Annotated in this window: 25 protein-coding genes; 21 read left to right on the top strand and 4 right to left on the bottom strand. The window is 46.1% G+C overall.

The window, feature by feature from the left end; all coding sequences use genetic code 11:
* Window positions 1-17: 17 nt before the first annotated feature.
* From BMZ72_RS14510 to rpsG, 4 genes are all read left to right on the top strand, one after another.
* Window positions 18-1,127 carry a branched-chain amino acid aminotransferase gene (locus BMZ72_RS14510; protein WP_255373202.1) on the top strand — a complete coding sequence of 370 codons (1,110 nt, stop codon included), beginning with the start codon at window positions 18-20 and terminating at the stop codon, window positions 1,125-1,127.
* Between the two features lie 376 nt (window positions 1,128-1,503).
* The gene (locus tag BMZ72_RS14505) at window positions 1,504-1,794 is read left to right on the top strand and encodes a hypothetical protein (protein ID WP_089809412.1); all 291 of its coding nucleotides are present in this window, start codon (window positions 1,504-1,506) and stop codon (window positions 1,792-1,794) included.
* A 129-nt stretch (window positions 1,795-1,923) separates the two neighbouring features.
* Window positions 1,924-2,304 carry a 30S ribosomal protein S12 gene (gene rpsL, locus BMZ72_RS14500; RefSeq protein WP_012789278.1) on the top strand — a complete coding sequence of 127 codons (381 nt, stop codon included), beginning with the start codon at window positions 1,924-1,926 and terminating at the stop codon, window positions 2,302-2,304.
* A 33-nt stretch (window positions 2,305-2,337) separates the two neighbouring features.
* Window positions 2,338-2,805 carry a 30S ribosomal protein S7 gene (gene rpsG, locus BMZ72_RS14495; RefSeq protein ID WP_012789279.1) on the top strand — a complete coding sequence of 156 codons (468 nt, stop codon included), beginning with the start codon at window positions 2,338-2,340 and terminating at the stop codon, window positions 2,803-2,805.
* 843 nt (window positions 2,806-3,648) lie between these two features.
* Here the strand turns inward: rpsG and BMZ72_RS37095 are convergent.
* Genes BMZ72_RS37095 through BMZ72_RS14475 form a run of 4 tightly spaced genes read right to left on the bottom strand, consistent with a single transcriptional unit; the run spans window position 3,649 to window position 9,201 of the window.
* Window positions 3,649-6,954 carry a collagen-like domain-containing protein gene (locus BMZ72_RS37095; RefSeq protein ID WP_089809410.1) on the bottom strand — a complete coding sequence of 1,102 codons (3,306 nt, stop codon included), beginning with the start codon at window positions 6,952-6,954 and terminating at the stop codon, window positions 3,649-3,651.
* A gap of 25 nt (window positions 6,955-6,979) precedes the next feature.
* Complete coding sequence (locus tag BMZ72_RS14485; protein ID WP_089809408.1) at window positions 6,980-7,474, bottom strand: hypothetical protein; 495 nt, start codon at window positions 7,472-7,474, stop codon at window positions 6,980-6,982.
* A gap of 36 nt (window positions 7,475-7,510) precedes the next feature.
* Window positions 7,511-8,683 carry a type IX secretion system outer membrane channel protein PorV gene (porV, locus tag BMZ72_RS14480; protein WP_089809406.1) on the bottom strand — a complete coding sequence of 391 codons (1,173 nt, stop codon included), beginning with the start codon at window positions 8,681-8,683 and terminating at the stop codon, window positions 7,511-7,513.
* A 17-nt stretch (window positions 8,684-8,700) separates the two neighbouring features.
* Window positions 8,701-9,201, bottom strand: a complete 501-nt coding sequence (locus tag BMZ72_RS14475; RefSeq protein ID WP_177222789.1) for a T9SS type A sorting domain-containing protein — start codon at window positions 9,199-9,201, stop codon at window positions 8,701-8,703.
* A 422-nt stretch (window positions 9,202-9,623) separates the two neighbouring features.
* On the opposite strand from BMZ72_RS14475, the gene fusA reads away from it, so the two are divergent.
* The 17 genes from fusA to rpsN all read left to right on the top strand — a co-directional run bounded on the left by fusA (window position 9,624) and on the right by rpsN (window position 22,705).
* Window positions 9,624-11,771, top strand: a complete 2,148-nt coding sequence (gene fusA, locus BMZ72_RS14470) for an elongation factor G (RefSeq protein WP_218155246.1) — start codon at window positions 9,624-9,626, stop codon at window positions 11,769-11,771.
* Window positions 11,772-12,219: 448 nt separating this feature from the next.
* Window positions 12,220-12,819: an outer membrane beta-barrel protein gene (locus BMZ72_RS14465; RefSeq protein ID WP_089809400.1), complete on the top strand. Its 600-nt coding sequence runs from the start codon at window positions 12,220-12,222 to the stop codon at window positions 12,817-12,819.
* Between the two features lie 2,282 nt (window positions 12,820-15,101).
* On the top strand, window positions 15,102-15,407 hold the full coding sequence (gene rpsJ, locus BMZ72_RS14455; protein WP_012789286.1) for a 30S ribosomal protein S10: 306 nt from the start codon (window positions 15,102-15,104) through the stop codon (window positions 15,405-15,407).
* A gap of 213 nt (window positions 15,408-15,620) precedes the next feature.
* Window positions 15,621-16,238, top strand: a complete 618-nt coding sequence (gene rplC, locus BMZ72_RS14450) for a 50S ribosomal protein L3 (protein WP_089809396.1) — start codon at window positions 15,621-15,623, stop codon at window positions 16,236-16,238.
* Window position 16,239: 1 nt separating this feature from the next.
* Window positions 16,240-16,878, top strand: a complete 639-nt coding sequence (rplD, locus tag BMZ72_RS14445) for a 50S ribosomal protein L4 (protein ID WP_012789288.1) — start codon at window positions 16,240-16,242, stop codon at window positions 16,876-16,878.
* Between the two features lie 56 nt (window positions 16,879-16,934).
* A complete protein-coding gene (gene rplW / locus BMZ72_RS14440; RefSeq protein WP_089809394.1) occupies window positions 16,935-17,234 on the top strand; it encodes a 50S ribosomal protein L23 in 300 nt (99 codons plus the stop codon).
* 85 nt (window positions 17,235-17,319) lie between these two features.
* Entirely contained in the window at window positions 17,320-18,153 is an 834-nt protein-coding gene (rplB, locus tag BMZ72_RS14435) for a 50S ribosomal protein L2 (protein ID WP_089809392.1), read from the top strand.
* A gap of 83 nt (window positions 18,154-18,236) precedes the next feature.
* Window positions 18,237-18,503 carry a 30S ribosomal protein S19 gene (gene rpsS / locus BMZ72_RS14430; protein WP_012789291.1) on the top strand — a complete coding sequence of 89 codons (267 nt, stop codon included), beginning with the start codon at window positions 18,237-18,239 and terminating at the stop codon, window positions 18,501-18,503.
* 86 nt (window positions 18,504-18,589) lie between these two features.
* Window positions 18,590-18,949, top strand: coding sequence for a 50S ribosomal protein L22 (gene rplV, locus BMZ72_RS14425; RefSeq protein ID WP_089809390.1), 360 nt, complete (start codon window positions 18,590-18,592; stop codon window positions 18,947-18,949).
* A 43-nt stretch (window positions 18,950-18,992) separates the two neighbouring features.
* Window positions 18,993-19,793 carry a 30S ribosomal protein S3 gene (gene rpsC / locus BMZ72_RS14420; protein ID WP_012789293.1) on the top strand — a complete coding sequence of 267 codons (801 nt, stop codon included), beginning with the start codon at window positions 18,993-18,995 and terminating at the stop codon, window positions 19,791-19,793.
* Window positions 19,794-19,836: 43 nt separating this feature from the next.
* On the top strand, window positions 19,837-20,256 hold the full coding sequence (rplP, locus tag BMZ72_RS14415) for a 50S ribosomal protein L16 (RefSeq protein ID WP_012789294.1): 420 nt from the start codon (window positions 19,837-19,839) through the stop codon (window positions 20,254-20,256).
* A gap of 69 nt (window positions 20,257-20,325) precedes the next feature.
* Window positions 20,326-20,532, top strand: coding sequence for a 50S ribosomal protein L29 (gene rpmC, locus BMZ72_RS14410; RefSeq protein ID WP_012789295.1), 207 nt, complete (start codon window positions 20,326-20,328; stop codon window positions 20,530-20,532).
* Between the two features lie 62 nt (window positions 20,533-20,594).
* Window positions 20,595-20,852 carry a 30S ribosomal protein S17 gene (rpsQ, locus tag BMZ72_RS14405; protein WP_012789296.1) on the top strand — a complete coding sequence of 86 codons (258 nt, stop codon included), beginning with the start codon at window positions 20,595-20,597 and terminating at the stop codon, window positions 20,850-20,852.
* 71 nt (window positions 20,853-20,923) lie between these two features.
* Window positions 20,924-21,292 carry a 50S ribosomal protein L14 gene (rplN, locus tag BMZ72_RS14400; protein WP_012789297.1) on the top strand — a complete coding sequence of 123 codons (369 nt, stop codon included), beginning with the start codon at window positions 20,924-20,926 and terminating at the stop codon, window positions 21,290-21,292.
* A gap of 158 nt (window positions 21,293-21,450) precedes the next feature.
* Window positions 21,451-21,789, top strand: coding sequence for a 50S ribosomal protein L24 (gene rplX, locus BMZ72_RS14395; protein ID WP_089809388.1), 339 nt, complete (start codon window positions 21,451-21,453; stop codon window positions 21,787-21,789).
* Window positions 21,789-22,364 (top strand): 50S ribosomal protein L5, encoded by a 576-nt coding sequence (rplE, locus tag BMZ72_RS14390; protein WP_089809386.1) that lies wholly within the window; start codon window positions 21,789-21,791, stop codon window positions 22,362-22,364. The genes rplX and rplE overlap by 1 nt, the downstream gene beginning before the upstream one ends.
* Window positions 22,365-22,435: 71 nt before the next feature.
* The gene (gene rpsN / locus BMZ72_RS14385) at window positions 22,436-22,705 is read left to right on the top strand and encodes a 30S ribosomal protein S14 (RefSeq protein ID WP_012789300.1); all 270 of its coding nucleotides are present in this window, start codon (window positions 22,436-22,438) and stop codon (window positions 22,703-22,705) included.
* Window positions 22,706-22,764: the final 59 nt, after the last annotated feature.

Genomic DNA, 22,764 nt, shown 5'->3' with positions numbered 1-22,764 from the left:
AAAATTTAAAGGTCCTTATGATGGTAGACAATCCAACGACAAATGCCGTACTAGAAGAGGCAGTTAAGAAGATTAAAGTGACCCGGACGGCTCAGAGCCGGATCAATGAGATTGATTTTAACAACCTGGTATTCGGGAAAAAGTACGCCGACCACATGCTGGTGGCTGACTTTGACGGAAAAGAATGGAAAAATGCAGAGATCTTACCGTTTCAGCATCTTTCTGTAAGTCCATCCAATGCCGCCTGGCACTATGGTCAGGCTATCTTCGAAGGTATTAAGTCATACAAGGATCAGGAAGGTAATCCTATGATCTTCCGTCCGTATGACAACTATGCACGTTTTAACACTTCCGCAGAGAGAATGGGTATGCCAGATGTTCCTGAATGGTTATTCATCGGGGGCATGGACATGCTGATCGATCTCGACCGGGATTGGGTGCCTTCCAATGACGGTTGCTCACTGTACCTGCGACCTTTCATGATTGCAGCAGATGAATTTATCGGTGTAAAACCTTCTGACACCTATAAATTCGTTATCATTAATTCTCCATCCGGTCCGTATTTCAACAAACCGATTAAACTGTTGGTACAGGATAAGTATATCCGTGCTTTTCCTGGTGGCGTAGGTTATGCCAAGGCTGCCGGTAACTACGGTGGAGCGATGTATCCGACTATGCAGGCACGTAAACAGGGATTTGACCAGATCCTCTGGGTTGACGGACTCGAGTATAAATATTTACAGGAGTGTGGTACGATGAACGTATTTGCGATCATCGGTAACAAAGCCATCACACCTGACCTGACCCAGGGCACTATCCTTGCAGGGGTAACCAGGACGAGCGTAATGGATGTACTAACCGATATGGGACTGACCGTGGAAGAACGTCCGGTTTCCATTGAAGAGGTGGTAGCGGCCTGGAAAGACGGTACCCTGCGTGAGGTATTCGGTACAGGTACTGCATCCAGTGTAGCGTATGTGGAAGAACTGCACTATAAAGAGCACAAGATCCACCTGGATACTACCAGATACGCGGTAGGAGCAGAGCTGCTGGAACGTCTGGATGCTATCCGTACAGGAAAGGCAGACGATACCCGCCACTGGAACTATAAAGTATCAAAACACTAAAAATAGTCTTAGTTGTGTTAGTTAGGGGCCATTTGCAGATGCGGATGGCCCCTTCTCTTTCCAGGTCAGATGCCGTTTTAATAATGCTTATCCTACGTTAATCCTACGTTCAGGAACGTAGGATTAACGTAGGATAACAAATATCAGACAAAGATCAGAACGGGAAACTGTCATTAATAATAGTCTATCTGGAGAAAAATCGCTGTACACAATATATATAATATCCCTGCCGCTATACCAGAGTATCAGCAATGACTAATTTTATTCCTCATTAAATATTGATAATCAGCACTGTAATGTACCCGGATACAGTACTGTCCACAGTTTGACCGTGTAAACATTATGCATTCACGGTGAAAAAGTGCATCTTTGCAGGATGACACTTTCTGCTTTTCTGGAATCCCTCAGCCAGGCTATGCCTCCCGCAGGCACTTCTCCATACCTGGCCTCCCTATGGTGGGACGGCAAGGGAAACTGGCAAAAGGCGCATGATATTATTGAGCATCTGGATGGCGATACGGCTGCCTGGGTGCACGCTTATCTCCACAGAAAGGAAGGCGACCGCGGTAATGCACGTTACTGGTATTCCCGCGCAGGCCAACCAATGCCGGAGGTGTCACTCGAACAGGAATGGAAAGACATGGTGACCGTTCTGTCAGGTCGTTAGAGGGTTTTCCAAAAAAATGTTGAAAACATTTTGTTATTAATAGGGAGAAATGTACCTTTGCCCTCCCAAATTCCCATTCTGGGTGATTTGGATGTCATTGTAAACCGACAGAAAAAAAACTTAGGTAGAATGCCTACTATACAACAATTAGTAAGAAAAGGAAGAGAAATTATCCGGGCTAAATCCAAGTCCAGGGCTTTAGATAGCTGTCCTCAGCGTCGTGGTGTATGTACCCGTGTGTACACAACCACTCCTAAAAAGCCAAACTCTGCGCTGCGCAAGGTTGCAAAGGTGCGTCTGACAAACAAAGTAGAGGTGATTGCTTATATCCCGGGTGAAGGTCACAACCTTCAGGAGCACTCCATCGTGCTGATCCGTGGTGGTAGGGTGAAAGATCTGCCAGGTGTTCGTTACCACATCGTTCGTGGTTCTCTGGATACAGCAGGTGTGAAAGATAGAAAGCAGAGCCGTTCCAAGTATGGTACCAAAAAGGAAAAGGCTAAGAAATAATATTTTTACAAATAGTTGAAATTTTCCAAATAAATGAGAAAGCAAGCCGCAAAGAAGATGCCTCTGGCTCCGGATCCGCGCTTTAACGACAAACTGGTTACCCGGTTTGTTAACAACGTGATGGAACAGGGCAAAAAGAGCATTGCCTATAGGATATTTTATGATGCGATTGACAGAGTAAGCCAGATAACCAATGATAATGGTTACGAGGTTTGGAAGAAAGCTCTGGCAAACGTAACTCCTGCTGTAGAAGTTAGAAGCCGTCGTATTGGTGGTGCTACCTTCCAGATCCCTTCTGAGGTTCGTCCTGACAGAAAGGTTTCTCTGTGCATTAAATGGTTAATCCGTTACGCTGGTGAGAGAAATGGTAAGAGCATGGCTGAGAAACTGGCTAACGAAATCGTAGCGGCAAGCAAAGGTGAAGGTGGCGCTTTCAAAAAGAAAGAAGATACTCACCGTATGGCTGAAGCGAACAAGGCATTCTCCCACTTCAGGATCTAAATCTACTGCCGCAAGGTAGATGGTTTATAAAGATATAGGAGAAACATCCTCCGGGCTATACCGGAGGATGTTCTCTTTTTTTGTGCCCGTTATTGACTGATGTCAGTCTATCCCTGAAAGCCGGCTGCACATGCCATCACTGAAACATGACCGTTTGTACGGTTAATGCACAGCACAAAACTGGTACACGCTTCAACCCGTTACCTGCCAACGTGAAAACGCTGATTCTATCCGCACCATTCGACGCTCTGTCGTAAGGTCTGTTGAGAGATGTTTTCACCGTACAATTGTTTTCCCATAATTTATACCGGTATTCCCGATTTTCACCAGTGTACTGGTGGACAGGTTGATTTATGTCTGATGGTAGTTACTACCGTCCTGAAGATCATTCCCCAGGGATTAATATCATCAATAGCTCACCTGTGTAAAACAAGTGAGGAATCTGTGTGTCTTGTTGTCTTTGTATAAGATGTTGTTGTTGGCAGCAGCGTGCGTTAGGATATTCTTGCTGGAAATAAATATTGCCCTAATCTGTGGATAATGCGACTGTTCTTGTAGCTGGGAATCCTGGTCGTATTTGCAGATGTTTTTCTTTCTGTGGATAATGCGACTGTTTCTGGTAACTGGAAATGCGGGTAATATTTATTACTAGCAAAGAGATAGGCAGATCGTTTTCTTATCTGTGGATAATGCAACTACTAAGTCAGGGCATACTATTGAATCTCTGTAACATAGCCAGCAGAAAGACTGATATATCTCGCTGACGTAGGCGCAGGCGCAAAAAAAACGGCCGGACAACATTGCGTCGTCCAGCCGTACACGGTTAGCTAGTATTAAAGCGTTTTATCTTACGTTTACAAGTACCCTGATCAGACCAGTACCCTGGCCATCAAAGGTTTCCAGTGCCTTACCAATCACCTGACCAGGTTTTACCTTATCCAGATCAGCTTTCATGGCGTGACCCGCTTTGCTGGAAGTTACCAGCAGATCACCTCTGCGAATAGCACCGCCTTCTCCACACACCTTGGTCGGTATAACACCGATCACACCCATTGGCACTTTATCCGCCAGTTCATCGTCAATACTTTCTTCTGTCAGCAATACACCTGGTTTAGTGGCGTATACACCTGCAACGAGGGTAGAGTAGGCCTGAGAAGACAATGCGACAGTTCTATCTGCGTCTTCCGCGATTACCAGTACATCACCCGGTGTATATTGATTTACATGACCTTTTACATCAAATGCTTCCGCAACGTCCGCACCACTGTTTTGTGTACCACCGTTAAAGAATCCACGGCCGGCTTTGTTAATACGGGCTACGTTGCTGCTGGCGCTCTGGAACTGTGCTATGTTACCTGATGCACCCTGATGATTGATCAATAATGTGCTACCGGTACCAGTGCTTGTGATATGTACAACAGGCTGACCGTTCGAATTGTTGAAATTTGCAAATCTTCCTGCTTTGCCGGTGCCGAAATTGGGGATAAATCCGGAAACAGCATTGCCTGTACCGTCACAACTGGCTTCAATGCCATCGCCGGTACCGCCGGCATTGGCGGTAATACCGTTACCACTACCTTCCGTAAGCGCCAGCAGCGCCGGACCGTTACCTCCCGGGTTGGAAGAATAGAAAAGTCCGGCATAACCGCCTGTACCGGATGATTGTCCGAATACACCCGCTGTTCCGAAGTTGGCGAAGATAGAGTTCACTTCACCTTTTACCGCCGGAGAGGTACCTGTTGTTCTGTCCACCAGGAAATTACCTGCTGTACCATTCCCAACGGTTTTTACCGTGATCACCGGATTTTCATTGTCCTCATTGAAGATTTCGAATCTGCCTGCACGGCCTTCACTGAAAGTCGGCACCCATGCATATAAAGCAGCACCGGCACCATCGACGTTGGTTTCGACACCATTCCCATCTTTACCAGCATTGGCAGTGATCGCATTACCATTACCATCAGTCAGTGCGATCAGCGAAGCGCCATTACCAGAAGGATTGGATGCATAGAACAGGCCCGCACGACCGCCGGTACCAGAAGAAATACCGAATACGCCCGCTGCGCCGAAGTTGCCGAAGATAGTATTTACTTCCGCTCTTACGGCAGCGCCCACGCTGTTATTGTTGTCCAGGAGGAAGGAAGAGGCATTACCCAGCGTATTATCAGGAATATTACCGTTGCTGTTACTCACTACTTCCAGGATATTTGCTTCTGTATTGTCCTGGTTGAAGTTCTCGAATTTCCCTGCCATACCGGTACTGCTATTGATACCTACCTGTCCATATACACCGATACCGGTGTTTGCGGTGCTGGTAGCTACAAACCCCCTTACGCCATATCCGCCGCCATCGTTACGGCCTACTACTGCACCAGCAATATCAGAGGTAGTACGGCCGACGATCGCTTCCCCGGCACCGTTGTTATCACCAACGATACCGGCAGATGTTTGTTCGGAGGTAATACCATGTACGCCAAAACCGCCAACGGTACTACTCAATATGCCTGCGCCATTACCGGTAGTGCTGACATTGATAACGGTACCATTACCAACAGAAGAGGCATTCAGCACGTTGTTATTGTTGGCGTTATTATTAATGCTTATAGTGGCAGCGATACCATTTACAGAAGTGGCATTCAGACCTATACCGCTGTTGCTGTTGGCAAATACACCATATCCATTGGCGGAAGAGTTACCATATACGCCAAGACCATTTGGGGTAACGCCATATACGCCCCATCCTGATCCTGCCTGAGAACCCCATACACCGATACCTAATCCGCCACTACCATTGTTAATACCTCTTACCGCACTGGAAAATCCACCAGGAGCGGTACTGTTTACAATACCACGTACCGCTGCAATACTGGAGGTCGTGGTGTTATTCACACCTTCTATAGAAGTGCCATCTCCATCGTTTGTCAGTGAGAACAAGGTAGAAGCATTGTTTTCCACAGTGATATAAGGAAGCGTAAATCCGCCACCAGCTACACTGGGCAGCCAGTTGGTGCCGTCATATCTGAGGATCTGTCCGGCAAGAGGAGCCGTTGCAGATACAGGAATATTCTGTAAACGTACCACATTGGGATTCGGATAGGTTCCACTGAGATCGCCGCCTGCCGCAGCACCATTGATCTCACCCGCCGGACCTGCTGGTCCTACAGGACCTTGCGGACCTGCCGGTCCTACCGGTCCGATCGCACCTGCTGGTCCAATCGGGCCTATTGGTCCCGCTGGTCCTGCTACACCTGCATCACCCTGTGGACCTGTAGCTCCCACTGGTCCTACGGGGCCGATTGGTCCTGCTGGTCCTGCCACACCTGGATCACCTTGCGGGCCTGTTGCACCTGCCGGGCCTACAGGGCCGATTGGTCCTGCTGGTCCTGCCACACCTGGATTACCTTGTGGACCTGCTGCACCAGCAGGGCCTACCGGACCAACTGCGCCAACGGGTCCCTGCGGACCAGCAACTCCCGCATCTCCTTTAGCACCAGCTGGTCCTACAGGCCCCACCGGTCCTGCTACACCAGGTACACCCTGAGGGCCAGCTGTTCCTGCGTCTCCTTTAGCACCAGCCGGGCCTACAGGTCCCACTGGTCCTGCTGCACCAGTTGCTCCCTGAGGACCTGCTGCTCCTGCCGGACCAGTATCGCCTTTCGCGCCTGCTGGTCCTGTAGCACCTGCATCACCTTTAGCACCAGTTGGGCCAGCCGGACCCTGAGGGCCTGCGGGACCTGCCGGACCAGGCGTACCATTTGCAGCAAATAACGCATAGGGAACACTCAGCAGTTCAGTGGTGCCGAGTGTCACGAAGCCGCTGCCGGTATTTACTTCAACTTTTAAATATTGATTGGCGTCTGCCCAGGGTACGCCGGCAAATGTGCCGGTAGTCGCATTACCCTTACCGATCTGAAGATTAAAGAGACCCAGTGCACTGGTTTTCACTTCATGTGTTTCTTCATATTGTACCGGGCCGGCAGCAGAACCGCCAAGAACGGATATACGGACAGAGATGTCTTTATTTGCGACAACGGTACCATTGGTGTTGCGGACTACCGCCTGGTAATTGGTGCCTGCCAGTCCATTCTGGGCATAGGCGCCCGCACAGACAGCAGCCAGTAATATGATCAGTAGATATAATTTCTTCATGGTTATGTGTTTGTATGCTTAGGGGTTATTGTCTGGCGCGTTGGAATGATTTATTCAAAGGCGCTGTAGTGGGAGCCTTGGTAGCTGGTTTCGCCGCATTGCCGGGAGCCGGTGTGATGATACCGGTTTGGCTATGTGCAGGTGCGTTCAGATTTTCCTGCGCATTGCCCTGCGTAGGTACTTCAACAGGAGCTGGTAGTTTCAGCTGTTTGGACCTTATATCCTTTGCTGCGTCTGCGGCGCTTACATCAGAAGTATTTTTGCCAGCTGTTTTTTTAGCATTCAGCACCCTGCTGCTACGTGTTTTAGTGTTTTGAGGGCGGTAGTCTGTGAATAGTTGTTCTTTGGTAGAACGGGTATTCTGAGGTTGAGGAGCTGTCTTTAACTTATTCTCCTTTTGCTTCATTTTGGCAATGTCCTCATTAAAGTGCGGGAATAGCTTGTCTCTGGTACGTTCCTGAGCTATGCTGACGCCAAGCCCGGAAAAGAATAACGCAATCAGTAAAGCGTACGGTTTCATATGTTGGAGTTAATGTGTGATTGATGAATGGGATTGTTATCTGGAGCCCCCGCCTACGTGATAAGCGATGGTAAACTTCAGGGTCTTGCGCTGATACAGACTATTTGCCGTAGGCATGATATAGGCCATGTCAAGGGATACGCCTTTAATGCAGGTGCCTATACCGGCTGAGAAATGCTGCCGGTAGCCTTTCTGTGGATGTTCATAGAAGTAACCGGTACGGATAAACAGCTGATGCTGGTAAGTGTATTCAAGTCCGCCGGCAACCGTAAATTCCCTGATCTCTTCCTGGAATCCGCCAGGGGCGTCCCAGAAGGAGGTAAAGAGGGATTCTGTCATACTGCGGTTAGGATCTTTCCCTTCGATGATTTCACCGGTAGGTTGTCCATTGGCGTCCACGGCATATTTAGGCGGCGTTGGGATCAGCAGTTTATTAACATCTGCCAGAACGGTAAACTGGTGTTCCACTGTATTTACGAAAGTGTAACCACCACCTATACGCAGATTAGCGGGCAGGAAGGCTTTACGGTCACTATCATCGGTGTAATTCAGCTTGGAGCCTATATTAGTGAAGGCGATACCCCAGGAGTAGCGGTTGCCTGCCGGATCACTTTTACCATAATTCTGCGAATAGAAGGCGATGTCGCCGGCTACAGCGCTGGCGGGGTTCTGCTGGAGGCCATTGAAACTGCCCTGTCCGAGGTCACTTCTGATATAACGGAGGCTGATAGCGAGGGAATAACGGGCGCCGAGTTTACGCGCATACGTTGCATCTATCGCATATTCCCGGGGTTTATACCGTTGAAGTTCGGTACCGTTATCATCTCTGAAAATGATGGTCCCATTGGTGAAGTACCGCATGGAGACACCGATGCCTTCCGTATTATCCTTGAAATTTTTAAAGGCGGAAACATAGCCCATGTTGGTCCGCTGATCGCTGTTGTTAAGATCCCACATCCAGGGAGCGTAGGAGGCGCTGACGCCCCAGTCGTCGGCAAAGACGATCTTGGCGGCATTTGCGAACAAGGCATTTGCATTGGGTTCGAGACCGGTAACGGCATCACCGGTACCACTGCTGCGGGCATCGGGATTAACGAGCAGAAATGCGGCGCCGGTATTGATGGTCTTGATACCCTTCACCTGCGCCATCGATCCGCTATGGGCGAGCAAACCGGCGGCACAGAGCCATAGTGTAAAATTTTTCTTCATGATCTTGGTTTTGGAGGTTATTGGATCACCAGTTTTTCTTCATACATGTGACCACCTGCTTTCAGCACTACGGTGTAGATACCGGCGGCAAACCTGGTAACCGGCAGTGTGATCAGCACTTTACCGGCGCCATAAGACCTGCTTTCCTGGTGAACGACCTGTCCGCTGCTATTGACAATGAAAAAGACAACCGGGTTGTTGGACAGCATGTCGAACTGAAGCTTGAGTGTGGTGGAAACCGGGTTTGGGTAAAGAATGAGGTTGACAACTACTTCTGCACCTGCTGGGTTTGGAGGAAGCTCTTCTGCCTGGTGGAAGCCCTGGGTCAGCAATATGGCTGATTTTTGCAGGGAGCTGACGCTAATTTCGCCGACGGTGTACTGGAAGATATAAGACCCTGCGGGGCCTCCTCCTCCGGTACTGGCATTGACCTGTCTGTTGAGCAGCTGCGCCCTTGCGGTGGGAACGCCACCGGCAGCAAGACACAACAGGAGGAGCTGTTTGTGGATAATCTTCATTGAAAGATATGTTTGGGGGTGAATAAATGACAACGGTAAAAGCATTCACAAATGACAACGGTAAAAGCATTCACATATGACAGTACAGCTACAGCAAATCAATGGTAGGGGTCAGGACATATTAACAAGGTTATATACAAATATGTTTTAAAGGGGAAAAAAATGCAATAGCAAGTTCCTGGCTGGCAGGATTATTATTAAAACCGGTAGGGCAAGAGGGACAATTGGTTTTCAGTGTAATAACAGATCGCTGGTAAGGTGGTAAAATTGGATTACCTTTGCGCGGTTAATTGTGGGGTAAAGCCTTTTCTGTAAAGGAATTCTTAAATAATGATTTGGTAAATCAACCCATTTTATTTATTGGTAAAAATCATTTACCTTTGCCCCCCAAATTGCATTAGTAATACAGTCATTTTAATATTATGGCAGACTTAAAATTTCAAAGAAACTTTGGTATTGCGGCGCACATTGATGCCGGTAAAACCACTACCACAGAGCGTATCCTGTACTACACAGGTAAATCCCACAAAATAGGGGAAGTGCACGAAGGTGCTGCCACCATGGACTGGATGGCACAGGAGCAGGAGAGAGGTATTACCATCACATCTGCTGCTACTACTTGTTTCTGGAAATTCCCGACTACACAGGGAAAGCTTCAGCCAGACACTAAAGAATACAAATTCAACATCATCGACACTCCGGGTCACGTGGACTTTACTGTAGAGGTAGAACGTTCCCTGCGTGTACTGGATGGTCTGGTAGCACTGTTCTGCGCTGTATCCGGTGTAGAACCACAGTCTGAAACCGTTTGGCGCCAGGCTAACCGTTACCGTGTACCTCGTATCGGTTTCGTTAACAAAATGGACCGTGCCGGTGCTGACTTCCTGAACGTGGTAAAACAGGTGAAGGAAATGCTGGGTGCTAACCCTGTTCCGCTGATGCTGCCTATCGGTGCAGAAGATACTTTCAAAGGTGTGGTTGACCTGATCACCATGAAAGGTATCATCTGGGATGAAGAAGGTAAAGGTGCTACTTACCAGGAGATCGAAATTCCTGCTGACATGAAAGACGAAGCAGAAGAATGGAGAGGTAAACTGGTAGAAGCAGTTGCTGAGTACGACGACACCCTGATGGAGAAATTCTTCGAAGATCCAAATTCAATCTCTGAAGCTGAGATCCACGAAGCTATCCGTAAGGCTACTATCGATATCGCTATCATTCCAATGCTGTGTGGTTCTTCCTTCAAGAACAAAGGTGTTCAGAAGATGCTGGATGCGGTTTGCCGTTACCTGCCATCTCCACTGGATATCGAAGCAGTAAAAGGTACTAACCCTGACACTGGCGCTGAGATCGAGCGTAAACCAGATGCTAAAGAACCATTCGCAGCACTGGCGTTCAAGATCATGACCGATCCTTTCGTAGGTCGTCTGGCGTTCTTCCGGGCTTATTCCGGTCACCTGGATGCAGGTTCTTATGTACTGAACACCCGTACGGGTAAGAACGAGCGTATCAGCCGTATCATGCAGATGCACGCCAACAAGCAGAACCCGATCGATTTCATCGAAGCTGGTGATATCGGTGCTGCTGTAGGTTTTAAAGATATCAAAACAGGTGATACCCTGTGTAATGAAGATCATCCGATCGTTCTGGAATCTATGACATTCCCAGAGCCTGTGATCCACATCGCTATCGAGCCAAAAACTCAGGCGGACATGGATAAAATGGGTATGGCGATTGCGAAACTGGTAGAAGAAGATCCTACCCTGAAAGCAAAAACTGATGAAGAAACCGGCCAGACCATATTAAGTGGTATGGGTGAGCTTCACCTGGAAATCATCGTTGACCGTATGCGTCGCGAGTTCAAGGTAGAAGTTAACCAGGGTGCGCCTCAGGTTGCGTTCAAAGAAGCATTCACTGGCGTTGTAACACACCGTGAAGTGTACAAGAAACAGACCGGTGGTCGTGGTAAATTCGCTGACATCCAGGTTGAGATCGGCCCTGCTGATCCAGAATGGCTGAAAGAGAACGAGGGTAAAACATTCCAGTTCATCAACGATATCTTCGGTGGTTCCATTCCAAAAGAGTTCGTTCCTCCGGTTCAGAAAGGTTTCGAAGCTTCCATGAACCAGGGTGTACTGGCGGGCTATCCACTGGACAACCTGAAAGTTCGTCTGTTTGACGGTTCCTTCCACCAGGTGGATTCCGATGCAGTATCTTTCGAGCTGTGTGCAAGATCAGCTTTCCGTGAAGCTGGCCGTAAGGCAAAACCAGTTCTGCTGGAGCCAATCATGAAAGTTGAAGTACAGACTCCAGACCAATACATGGGTGACGTAACAGGTGACCTGAACCGTCGTCGTGGTATGCTGGAAGGTATGGAAATGAGAAATGGTGTACAGGTGATCAAAGCTAAAGTTCCGCTGAAAGAAATGTTCGGCTACGTAACTCAGCTGCGTTCCATGTCATCTGGTCGTGCGACTTCCATCATGGAGTTCTCTCACTACTCAGCAGCTCCAAACAGCATCGCTGAAGAGGAAATGGCAAAATCAAAAGGTAAGGTGAACGCTGATTGATTTTAGCTTCATTTACCCAGCTTATAAAAAAAGGGATGCCGTTCAGGCGTCCCTTTTTATTTTATGGGATGTTGCTTCTGGTATTGAGACTGTTTTTGTCTTTATAGCAGTATATGCTGATATTATTCCGCAGAAAGTCCCCATATGAAATTGTTTGTGCTCTAATGAACACCTTCTCTTATTAATTGTTTTTCTTCCAGTTACAAATTTGTGTAGGATCATATACAGATTTCCTGCGTCGCGACCCTTATTTACGCATTTTATGGCGGTATTTTATTCATTGTCAATAAGTTTTGCTGATATGACGCCTGAATGGCACCAAATTTGGGTTGCGTGAGTTGTCCCCTTTAACCCATTAGAAGTCATAGTGTAATGTTTCCGTAAGCTCCCCTGTAGAGGGCTTTTATAATTTTCGATGGCAAGTATTTATTCAATTAAACTTCAGAACATGAAAAAAATTCGTCTCTTAACCCTTGCGCTGATTGCTTTATTCATCGGCAGTACTGCTTCTGCCCAGACCCAGAAAGGAAACCTGATGGTTGGTTCCGACATTACTGATTTCGGATTTAATTTCCAGAAGGAGAGTACGATTTTCCACTTTACGTTAAACCCTAAGCTGGCGTATTTCATCAAGGATGATCTTGCGCTAGGAGCATATGTTAACCTGGGTGTACAGACGACGGGAGGAAATGGTACAAACGTAGACTATGGTGTGGGCGCGCTGGCGCGTTATTATTTCCAGGACAAGAACATCCGTAAGATGGAGTTTTCAAAACGCGTACGTTTCTTTGGTGAGGCCAATGCGGGTTTTGGCGGTAGTAATCCGGCGAGTGGAGCATCGACCAATGGTGTACAGTTAGGCGTTGGTCCGGGTTTATCTTATTTCATTACACCAAACGTAGCGCTGGATGCGTTGGTAAAGTATGATGTGATCATTGGCGGGGGTAATTCCACTACTTCACATCAGTTGAATTTCGGACTGGGTTTCCAGATTTTCCTGCCTACTGCGAAGGCGCGTGCGATCATGCGTGAGGAGATGGGTAAATAAGGAAGCGGTCTGCAGGGAGTTATCATCAGTATCATTTGAACACGCTGAACGAACTGATTGATAATGAATAGGAATGAACAACTTTTAAATGGTGATCCGAATTTATCTTTATCCTGTTGGCAGGGAAGTGTATTCACTGTGAACTGGGATTGCCGAAAACCAATAAAAGAGTAGGCGTGACACCCTTATTAAAAGTATATTGTTATGACATCCTCCATCCTCTCTGCAGTTATTGGATTTCTGAGAACTGTATTAAGAAGTTTGTAATTTCCACAAACATTTGAAATTGTTGGGCCCTGGCGTAAGCCGGGGCTTTTTTTATTGGGCTGAGCGCTGTTCATTTCATTGGTGGCAGGAATGATCGTTGTTCATTTTATGGCAGACTCTGATTTGAACAAAATGATCTAATTGATTGAAAGTGAACGAAAGTGAATATGGAGATTTTAGAAGAGGGGGTTAATTTTATGTCAGGATCAGATGATCATCTCCTTTGGGATTACCGAAAACCAAGAAAAGAGTAGGTACTAACCACCAAAACTTAAAGTAATGGATCTGTTGAATCAATTACTGGCAACTCTGATTGCGTTGCTGAATTCTCTTCTGGGAGGTCTGTAATTATTAATTCCCCCAAGTTCCCGGGACTAGTTTACCTGCCACGAGGTTAAACTAATCCAAATTATTGAAGAGCCTCTTTGAGTCGGAGGCTCTTCGCTTTTTTAGCCATTGTTGCTTTTGAGATACTGCCATTCTGGTCGGTGTCTATCGCTGGGCATTCATCTGTTTCGACAGTCAGCGTTTGTAACCAGCATAACAACGAGCTGTTTTTCCTGCCGGCTTGCGCCTGAAAGTTGATAAGAATTGCCTGGATTGTGTTATATGAGGACATCCGGGGTTCATGCGATCAGTGTCTTGTAGCATCTTTGATCTTCACTAGCTATTATTGTGGTACCTGCGGAATAAGCATAAGCATACGCTGCCTTTCATTACAGTCTATCCCGCTCAGTCAGATTGAGTTGCCGGAATACGGATATGGGACTGTGTTTTTTCATTTAAAGATCTCCCTCCATTCTCTCTACCCGTAATTTTCAGTCATTGCGGTAATTGCCAGAACTGTTTTTGTTCATTTTATCTTCCACGGTTTGGGGTGCCAGGCGGCTGGAGTTGTAAAAAAATAGCTGTCTGTCCACTTAGGGAGCAGGGCCAGCAGACATTATTACATTCCCTGGCTATCATGCCGTAAAAGGCCGGGCAATGTTCAGACAGGTAAAAACCTGTTTTATTCATTTTCCTGCAACTCAACCGTTCATTTTGAAATCTCCTGTTCATTTTTGTTCATTGCGTTTTTGCCTTCAAATGCGTTGATAATGAACGAAATGACCGTTTGCTAATTCCCTGCATGCGGGTAAATTACACCCATGCTCCTATATGGTGGGTAGCATTTGGGATTGCCGAAAACCAAGCAACAGAGTAGGCTTAACCTTATGAAAAACCTCAACAAACTATGGATTTATTGAACCAGTTATTGGCTTTAGTTCTGAACTTGCTGAATTCATTATTGGGGAATTTACCCATCTGAGTTTTGACAGGTTGAGAAATATTGCTTATTGCATTCCCAGACAGGACAGGCCACCGGTTCCCCGGAGGCCTGTTTCATTTTAAGGTGGTTGCAGGTGTATGATCTGGTTTTCCTTCGAAGATGGAAAGGTGCTGCATATTGCCCTGTTTTAGCTTCTTCAGACGACTTATCATGGGAGAGGATGTTGGATAAGTATTACTTATTCCGGGGGAGGGAAGATCGGCCGCGATCAGCGGGATAATATGATTTTCCTGAGGGGCAGGAGATCGGAGAACAAATATGCCGGAAGGGGGCATCCAACAATATTTAGCTACTCCGGCAATTGGTAATGTCAGCTAAGGGCACATGGTCCACCACCTACAAAAAAATGTCTCAATAGCGCTAAAAAGATCATATTTCCCACATATGAAGGTAGACTGTACTATCAAAGCACTCACTTTTAGGACCTTTTGATGTGTGAATAGCAACGTAAATCCTTTACCACAGCTAAATTAGCAGCGTGGACAATGTTTTTTTGGTATTTTATTGAAAAACAGTATTTTGCTGATCCTCACCACATCACTTCTTTTGTGCAGCTGGCAGGTTTCTCAGTCCTGGCGTGCACGACCTAATTATTTTTCCACAAAATTATTTGTGAAGTAAAAAAAACGGGTTACCTTTGCCCTCCCAATTTGTAAGGGTAAAAACAAGAAGAAGTTCATTGCATATGTCTCAGAGAATTAGAATCAAGCTGAAGTCCTACGATCACAATCTGGTAGATAAATCTGCTGAGAAGATCGTTAAAACCGTGCGTAACACGGGTGCCGTGGTAACAGGTCCAATTCCTTTACCAACAGAAAAGAAAATTTTTACGGTGCTGCGTTCACCGCACGTTAATAAGAAGGCACGTGAGCAGTTCCAGTTGTGCACGCACAAACGTTTGCTGGATATCTACACTTCTTCTTCCAGAACAGTAGACGCGCTGAGCAAGCTCGATTTACCTTCCGGTGTTGAAGTAGAAATTAAAGCGTAGGACATCAGCCAGGTAGACGAAAGGTCTGCCTGATTTGATTTAATACTGGTTGTTGCCTGGTTGGGGTACTGAATCACCCGAACCGGATTGGAAAACAACACTTTAAGAAATATCGGTCACGCCTTCTGGGTGGCCACCCAATAAAGCATTTAAACCGCTCATCCTGGGGATAGCTAGATCCACCCCCAGGCGCTGGGCAAAATATATATAGTAATGAAAGGTATTATTGGTAAAAAGATCGGCATGACCAGCATCTTCGACCAAAATGGTAGACAGACTGCTGTTACTATTATCGAAGCCGGTCCTTGCGTTGTAACTCAGGTAAAGACAGTAGACACTGATGGGTACAACGCTATTCAAGTTTCATTTGGTGAGAAGAAAGAAAAGAACACTCCCAAAGCTGAACTTAATCACTTCGCGAAAGCAAGCACCTCCCCTAAAAGATTTGTAAAAGAGTTCCGCAACCCGGATGTACAAAAAGCTCTTGGTGAGACCATTACCACCGAAATATTTGCAGAAGGCGAAACTATCGATGTAGTCGGTACCTCTAAAGGTAAAGGTTTCCAGGGTGTTGTTAAACGCCATGGATTCTCCGGTGTGGGTGAAGCTACACACGGTCAGCACGACAGAAGCAGAGCTCCTGGTTCTGTGGGTGGTTCCTCTTATCCTTCCCGCGTTTTCAAGGGTATGCGCATGGCAGGTCAGACTGGTAACGAACAAGTGAAAGTGAAAGGTCTGAAGATCGTGAAGATATTCGCTGAAAAGAATTATATCCTGGTAAGTGGTTCCGTTCCCGGCCACAATGGTTCAATCGTTTTAATCCAGAAGTAACATGCAAGTTGATATTTTAAATAAAGAAGGTAAGAAAACCGGCAGGACTATTGAGCTTCCTGAGGAGATTTTCGGTGTGGAGCCTAATAACCACGTTATTTACCTGGCAGTAAAACAGTATCTGGCCGCTCAGCGTCAGGGTACTCACAAGGTTAAGACCAGAGCTGAAGTGAAGGGTGCTTCCCGTAAACTGCACAAACAGAAAGGTACTGGTGGTTCCCGTAAAGGTAACATCCGTAACCCACTGTATAAAGGTGGTGGTACCATCTTCGGTCCAAAACCACACAAATATGACATCAAGCTGAACAGAAAAGTGAAAGATCTCGCAAAGATCTCCGCTCTGTCTACTAAAGCGAAAGAGAACAGCATCATCGTAGTTGAAGATCTGACACTGGATACACCAAAAACCAAAGCGTTTGCAGGTATCCTGAACAATCTGAAAGTAAACGTATCAGGCCGTAAGACTTTATTCGTACTGCCAGAGTATAACGATAATGTTTACCTGTCTCTGAGAAACATTCCTACTGTGGATAGCGTGATGTTGAGCGATATCAACACCTACGAAATCATGAACAGCAATGTTCTGGTGTTCACAGAGAGTGCAGCTAAGATCTTCACTGAAGAGCCAGTAGAAGCTTAATTGTCAATATTACCAAACACAAGCTTGCGGTTAGCCGCAACTCAAAGCTATAAAAGATGAGACTTTCAGACGTTTTAATCAAACCGGTGGTTAGTGAAAAAGTGAACAAAGCCACTGATAAATTCAACCGCTACTACTTCATCGTAGATAAGAAATCCAACAAACTGGAGATCAAAAAAGCAGTGGAAGAATTCTACGGTGTTACCGTAGCTGAAGTGAATACTGCCGTAATGCCAGGTAAAGCAAAACAGCGCTTTACTAAAGCAGGCTTCATCGCCGGTAAAAAGCCTTCTTACAAGAAAGCTGTAGTTACATTGGCGCAAGGAGAAACTATAGATCTGTATGCTAACATATAGTGCTCATTCCTGCTAAAAACAGGATGATGGATGTATATACAGATCACTTTTTATAAACAGAACCTAGTTAAACGAACACTAGATCATGGCACTGAAGAAATACAAACCGATGACAGCCGGTACCCGTTGGAAAATAGGCAACGCGTTCGCTGAGCTGACCACGGATACCCCTGAAAAAAGCCTGCTGGAGCCTATCAAGAAATCCGGCGGTAGAAACGTACAGGGTAGAAGATCTATGCGCTACATTGGTGGCGGTCACAAACAACACTACCGTATCATAGACTTCAAACGCGACAAACACAATATTCCAGCTACTGTTAAGACTATCGAATACGATCCGAATCGTAGCGCATTCATCGCTCTGCTGAGCTATGCAGATGGTGAAAAGCGTTACATCCTGGCTCCTCAGGGTCTGCAGGTTGGTGCTACCGTATTAAGCGGTTCCGAAGCTGCTCCTGAAGTTGGTAACGCGCTGGTGCTGAAAAACATGCCTTTGGGTACTGTTGTTCACAACATCGAATTACAGCCTGGTAGAGGTGGTGCTATCGCGAGAAGCGCTGGTACTTACGCTCAGCTGTCCAACAAGGAAGAAAAATATGCAGTACTGAAAATGCCTTCCGGCGAGCTGCGTAAAGTATTGATCACTTGTGCTGCAACTGTAGGTACAGTTTCTAACTCAGATCACGCGCTGCAGTCAATTGGTAAAGCAGGTGCTAACCGTTGGAGAGGTATCAAGCCTCGTAACCGAGGTGTGGCGATGAACCCAGTGGATCACCCGATGGGTGGTGGTGAAGGTAAATCTTCAGGTGGTCACCCAAGATCCAGAACAGGTAAATATGCGAAAGGTCTGAAAACCAGAAAATCGCATAAGAGCTCTGACAAACTGATCATCAGCAGGAAAAACGGTAAGAAATTATAATACTTAACGCCTTAGCAGTTCCGCTGACGCAGCAACGCAAAAGCGGAACTGTATAAAGCGATCTGGAATAAAAACAACAAGACATGGGTCGTTCCATAAAAAAAGGTCCTTACGTTGACCAGAAATTAGAGCAGAAAGTTGTGAAAATGAATGAAGGCACCAAGCGTACTGTTATCAAGACCTGGAGCCGTCGTTCTACAATCACGCCTGATTTTGTAGGCCACACATTTGCGGTACACAATGGTAACAAATTCATCCCTGTTTACGTGACTGAGTTCATGGTAGGCCACAAACTGGGTGAATTCGCGCCAACCCGCAACTTTAAAGGACACGCTAACAAGAAAATGTAGTAAATCGTTTGAAGTTTAAAGTTTAGGGTTTTGACTTACCTCTAAACCCCAAACTTCGAACCTCAAATATCAAATTATAATAGAAAATGGAAGCAGTAGCTAAGCTTAATAATAATCCGACATCTACCCGCAAAATGCGTTTGCTGGCGGACCTGATCCGTGGTCTGGATGTGGAAAAAGCTCTGAATATTTTGAAGTTCCATCCAAAGCATCCCAGCGTTCCGTTGGAAAAACTGCTGTTGTCTGCAATCGCTAACTGGAAAGTGAAGAACGAAGGCGCAAGAGTAGAAGATGCTAATCTGCAGGTTAAAACCATCTTCGTTGATGGTGGCCGTATCCTGAAAAGAATGCGTCCGGCACCACAGGGTAGAGGTTATCGCGTTCGTAAAAGAAGCAACCACGTAACACTTGTTGTTGATAGCCGTCCTGCAGTGGAAGCAAAATAAAAGAAACTAAAACTATTTATCTAATAGACAAATAAACCAGAACATGGGTCAGAAAACAAATCCTATTGGTAACAGGTTAGGTATCATCAGAGGATGGGACTCCAATTGGTATGGTGGCAAAAAAGATTATGCTACCAAACTGATCGAAGATAACAAGATCAGAACTTACCTGAATGCCCGTATCAACAAAGGTGGCATCTCCAGGATAGTGATTGAAAGAACTTTAGGTAAACTGATCATCACCATTCATACATCTAAACCTGGTATCATCATAGGTAAAGGTGGTGGAGAGGTAGACCGCATCAAGGAAGAACTGAAGAAACTGACATCTAAGGAAGACGTACAGATCAACATTCTGGAAATCCGTCGTCCTGAGATCGATGCAAATATCGTAGCTGAAACCATCGCTAAGCAGATCGAAAGCCGTATCAACTATAAACGTGCGATTAAAATGGCTATCGCTACTGCGCTGAGAATGGGTGCTGAAGGTATCAAGATAAAAGTAGGTGGTCGTCTGGGTGGTGCTGAGATTGCTCGTTCTGAAGAAATGAAACAGGGTCGTGTTCCATTGCATACTTACCGTATGGATATCGACTATGCTTCCCTGTTCGCTCTGACAGTATACGGTAAAATCGGTATCAAAGTATGGATCTGTAAAGGTGAAGTACTCGGTGAACGTGACCTGAACCCTAACGCTATTTCTGCTAAAGATGGCGAAGGTGGTGGACGTACCGGTGGTGGTGACAGAAGAGGCGGTGACAACCGTGGCGGCGACAGAAGAGGCGGTGACAACCGTGGTGGTGACAGAAGAGGCGGTGATAACCGTGGTGGCGGTCGCAGATAAGCTTACTTAAAAAATTTACATTAACAATTAACAACATACCAAGATGTTACAGCCAAAAAGAACGAAACACAGGAAGATGCATAAAGGCCGCATCAAAGGTAACGCTAAGCGTGGCGCGGCCATCTCCTTTGGTAGTTTCGGTCTGAAAGCATTAGAACCTAAGTGGATCACCGACAGGCAGATTGAAGCTGCCAGGGTTGCTCTGACAAGGCATATGAAACGTGAAGGTAACGTGTGGATCCGTATATTCCCGGATAAATCTATTACCGCCAAACCACTGGAAGTGAGGATGGGTAAAGGTAAAGGTGCTCCAGATCATTGGGCTGCTGTAGTAAAACCGGGCCGCATCCTGTTTGAAGCGGATGGTGTTCCTTTACAGGTAGCAAAAGAAGCAATGGAACTGGCTGCACAGAAACTGCCGATTAAAGTGAAATTTGTAGTGCGTCCCGATTACGTTGCATAATCCCCGCAACCCGCAGGAATGCAAACGCAAAGAGATAAACTATAAACGATAAACCAGAAATAATATACAATGGCAAAAGATAAACTGGATCTTAAAGGCTTAAGCGACCAGGAGCTGAAAGAGAAACTCTCTGAAGAGCAATTACGCCTGAAGAAAATTACATTCAGTCACGCAATCACGCCAATTGAGAATCCAATGAGCATCCGCTCTCTCAGACGTCAGATCGCACAGCTGAAAACCGAGCAGCGTAAAAGAGAACTCGGCGCAAAAGCCTAAATAATAAAATTCATTAGCCCTGCCGGTAAAACGGGAGGGTTAAAGAGTAAATACTTTCAACAATGATCGAAAGAAAATTAAGAAAAACCAGAACTGGCGTGGTATCCAGCAATAAGATGGATAAAACAATCACCGTTAGCGTTGAGCGTAAGGTGAAACACCCAATCTATGGTAAATTCGTTAAGAAAACTACCAAGTTCATGGCGCACGACGAACAAAACGAGTGCAGCATCGGCGATACCGTAAGAATCATGGAAGTTCGCCCTCTGAGCAAAAACAAATGCTGGAGACTGGTAGAAGTTATCGAAAAGGTAAAATAATTATCTGTTTCAAGCTCCATCCGGCATTCCCGGTTGTAGCCGCTGATTAAACAACTTAACAATCTCATAAGATGATACAACAAGAATCAAGGCTGAATGTAGCTGATAACAGTGGTGCCAAAGAGGTACTGTGTATTAGAGTATTAGGCAACTCCGGCCAGGATTACGCTAAAGTGGGTGACAAGATCGTAGTGACTGTGAAAGATGCAATCCCAGGTGGTGGCGTGAAGAAAGGTATGGTAACCAAAGCTGTTATCGTTAGAACTAAAAACAAGCTGCGCCGTAAAGACGGATCTTATATCCGTTTCGACGATAATGCCGTTGTATTGCTGAATAACTCTGACGAGCCACGCGGTACCCGTATTTTCGGTCCGGTTGCCCGTGAGCTGCGCGATAAGGGATACATGAAGATTATCTCTCTGGCTCCCGAGGTGCTGTAAATCAAAGCATTATACAAGCAGAAAGCATAAAGCCGGAAGTAAAAAACTTTAGGCTTTGTGCTTTCAGCTTGAATACGTATCTTTGCAGCCCGTTTCAAAAACGAAAATTTTAATCAAGCGGAACCGGTGTTTCGCTTGGCGTTTTAAATAAACAAATAATGAAAACGAGATTCAAGCCTAAGTTCAACATTAAGAAAGGCGACACGGTAGTGGTGATTGCCGGTGATGACAAGGACAGGACCAAGCCACGCAAAGTGCTGGAAGTGATCCCTGACAAGGCACGCATTCTGGTTGAAGGTGTGAACATCATCACCAAACATACCAAACCAACTGCGCAGAACACCAAAGGTGGTATTGTTAAGCAGGAGGCACCTATCGCTATTTCCAATGTAATGTTGTGGGATGCTAAGGCTGGTAAACCTACCAAAGTTAACAGGCAGCGCGAAGAAGGTAAATTAGTTCGTATAGCTAAAAAATCAGGGGAGGTAATTAAATAATGGCAAACACTACATATACACCCAGACTGCAGACCAAATACCGTACTGAAGTGGTAAATACGCTGCACAAGAAATTCAACTACAAGAGCGTGATGCAGGTGCCACGTCTGGTTAAGATCTGTCTGAACCAGGGTATCAATGGCGCTGTTGGAGATAAGAAACTGGTAGATATTGCTGTTGATGAAATGACCCGTATCTCTGGTCAGAAAGCGATCGCTACTTTATCTAAGAAAGATATCTCTAACTTCAAACTGAGAAAGCACATGCCAATCGGCGCCCGCGTAACACTGCGTGGTACCAACATGTATGACTTCCTCGATCGTCTGATCGCAGTATCCCTGCCTCGTGTACGTGACTTCAAAGGTGTGAATGAAAAAGCTTTCGATGGCCGTGGTAACTATACCCTGGGTATCACTGAGCAGATCATCTTCCCTGAGATCGATATCGATAAAGTAACAAAGATCTCCGGTATGGATATCACTTTTGTTACTACGGCACAGACCAACGAAGAAGCTTATGAGCTTCTGAAAGAACTGGGTATGCCGTTCAAGAATATGAAGAAGGATAATCAATAATCTGATATCAAATTCCAAACCCTTTTCGGGATTTGGAATTTGGAATTTATAACTGGAATCATCAACTCATCATGGCAAGAGAATCCGTAAAAGCTCGCGAAAGAAAGAGACAAGCACTGGTTGCTAAGTTCGCAGAAAAGCGTGCCGCTCTGAAAGCAGAAGGTAACTACGCAGAACTCGATCAGCTCCCTAGAAATGCATCTCCTGTTCGCCTGCACAACAGATGTCAGCTTTCCGGTCGTCCAAAAGGTTACATGCGTCACTTCGGTATGTGTCGTAACATGTTCCGCGATCTGGCACTGGCTGGTAAAATCCCTGGCGTAAGAAAAGCTAGCTGGTAAGCCGACACCAGCGATTGCTCCCTCCTGCAACGCAGGCCGGACAATCGGAAACAGGCAAA

The sequence above is a fragment of the Chitinophaga sp. YR627 genome, assembly GCF_900114995.1.
GTDB lineage: Bacteria > Bacteroidota > Bacteroidia > Chitinophagales > Chitinophagaceae > Chitinophaga.
This window is presented reverse-complemented; position numbering and strand designations above follow the sequence as displayed.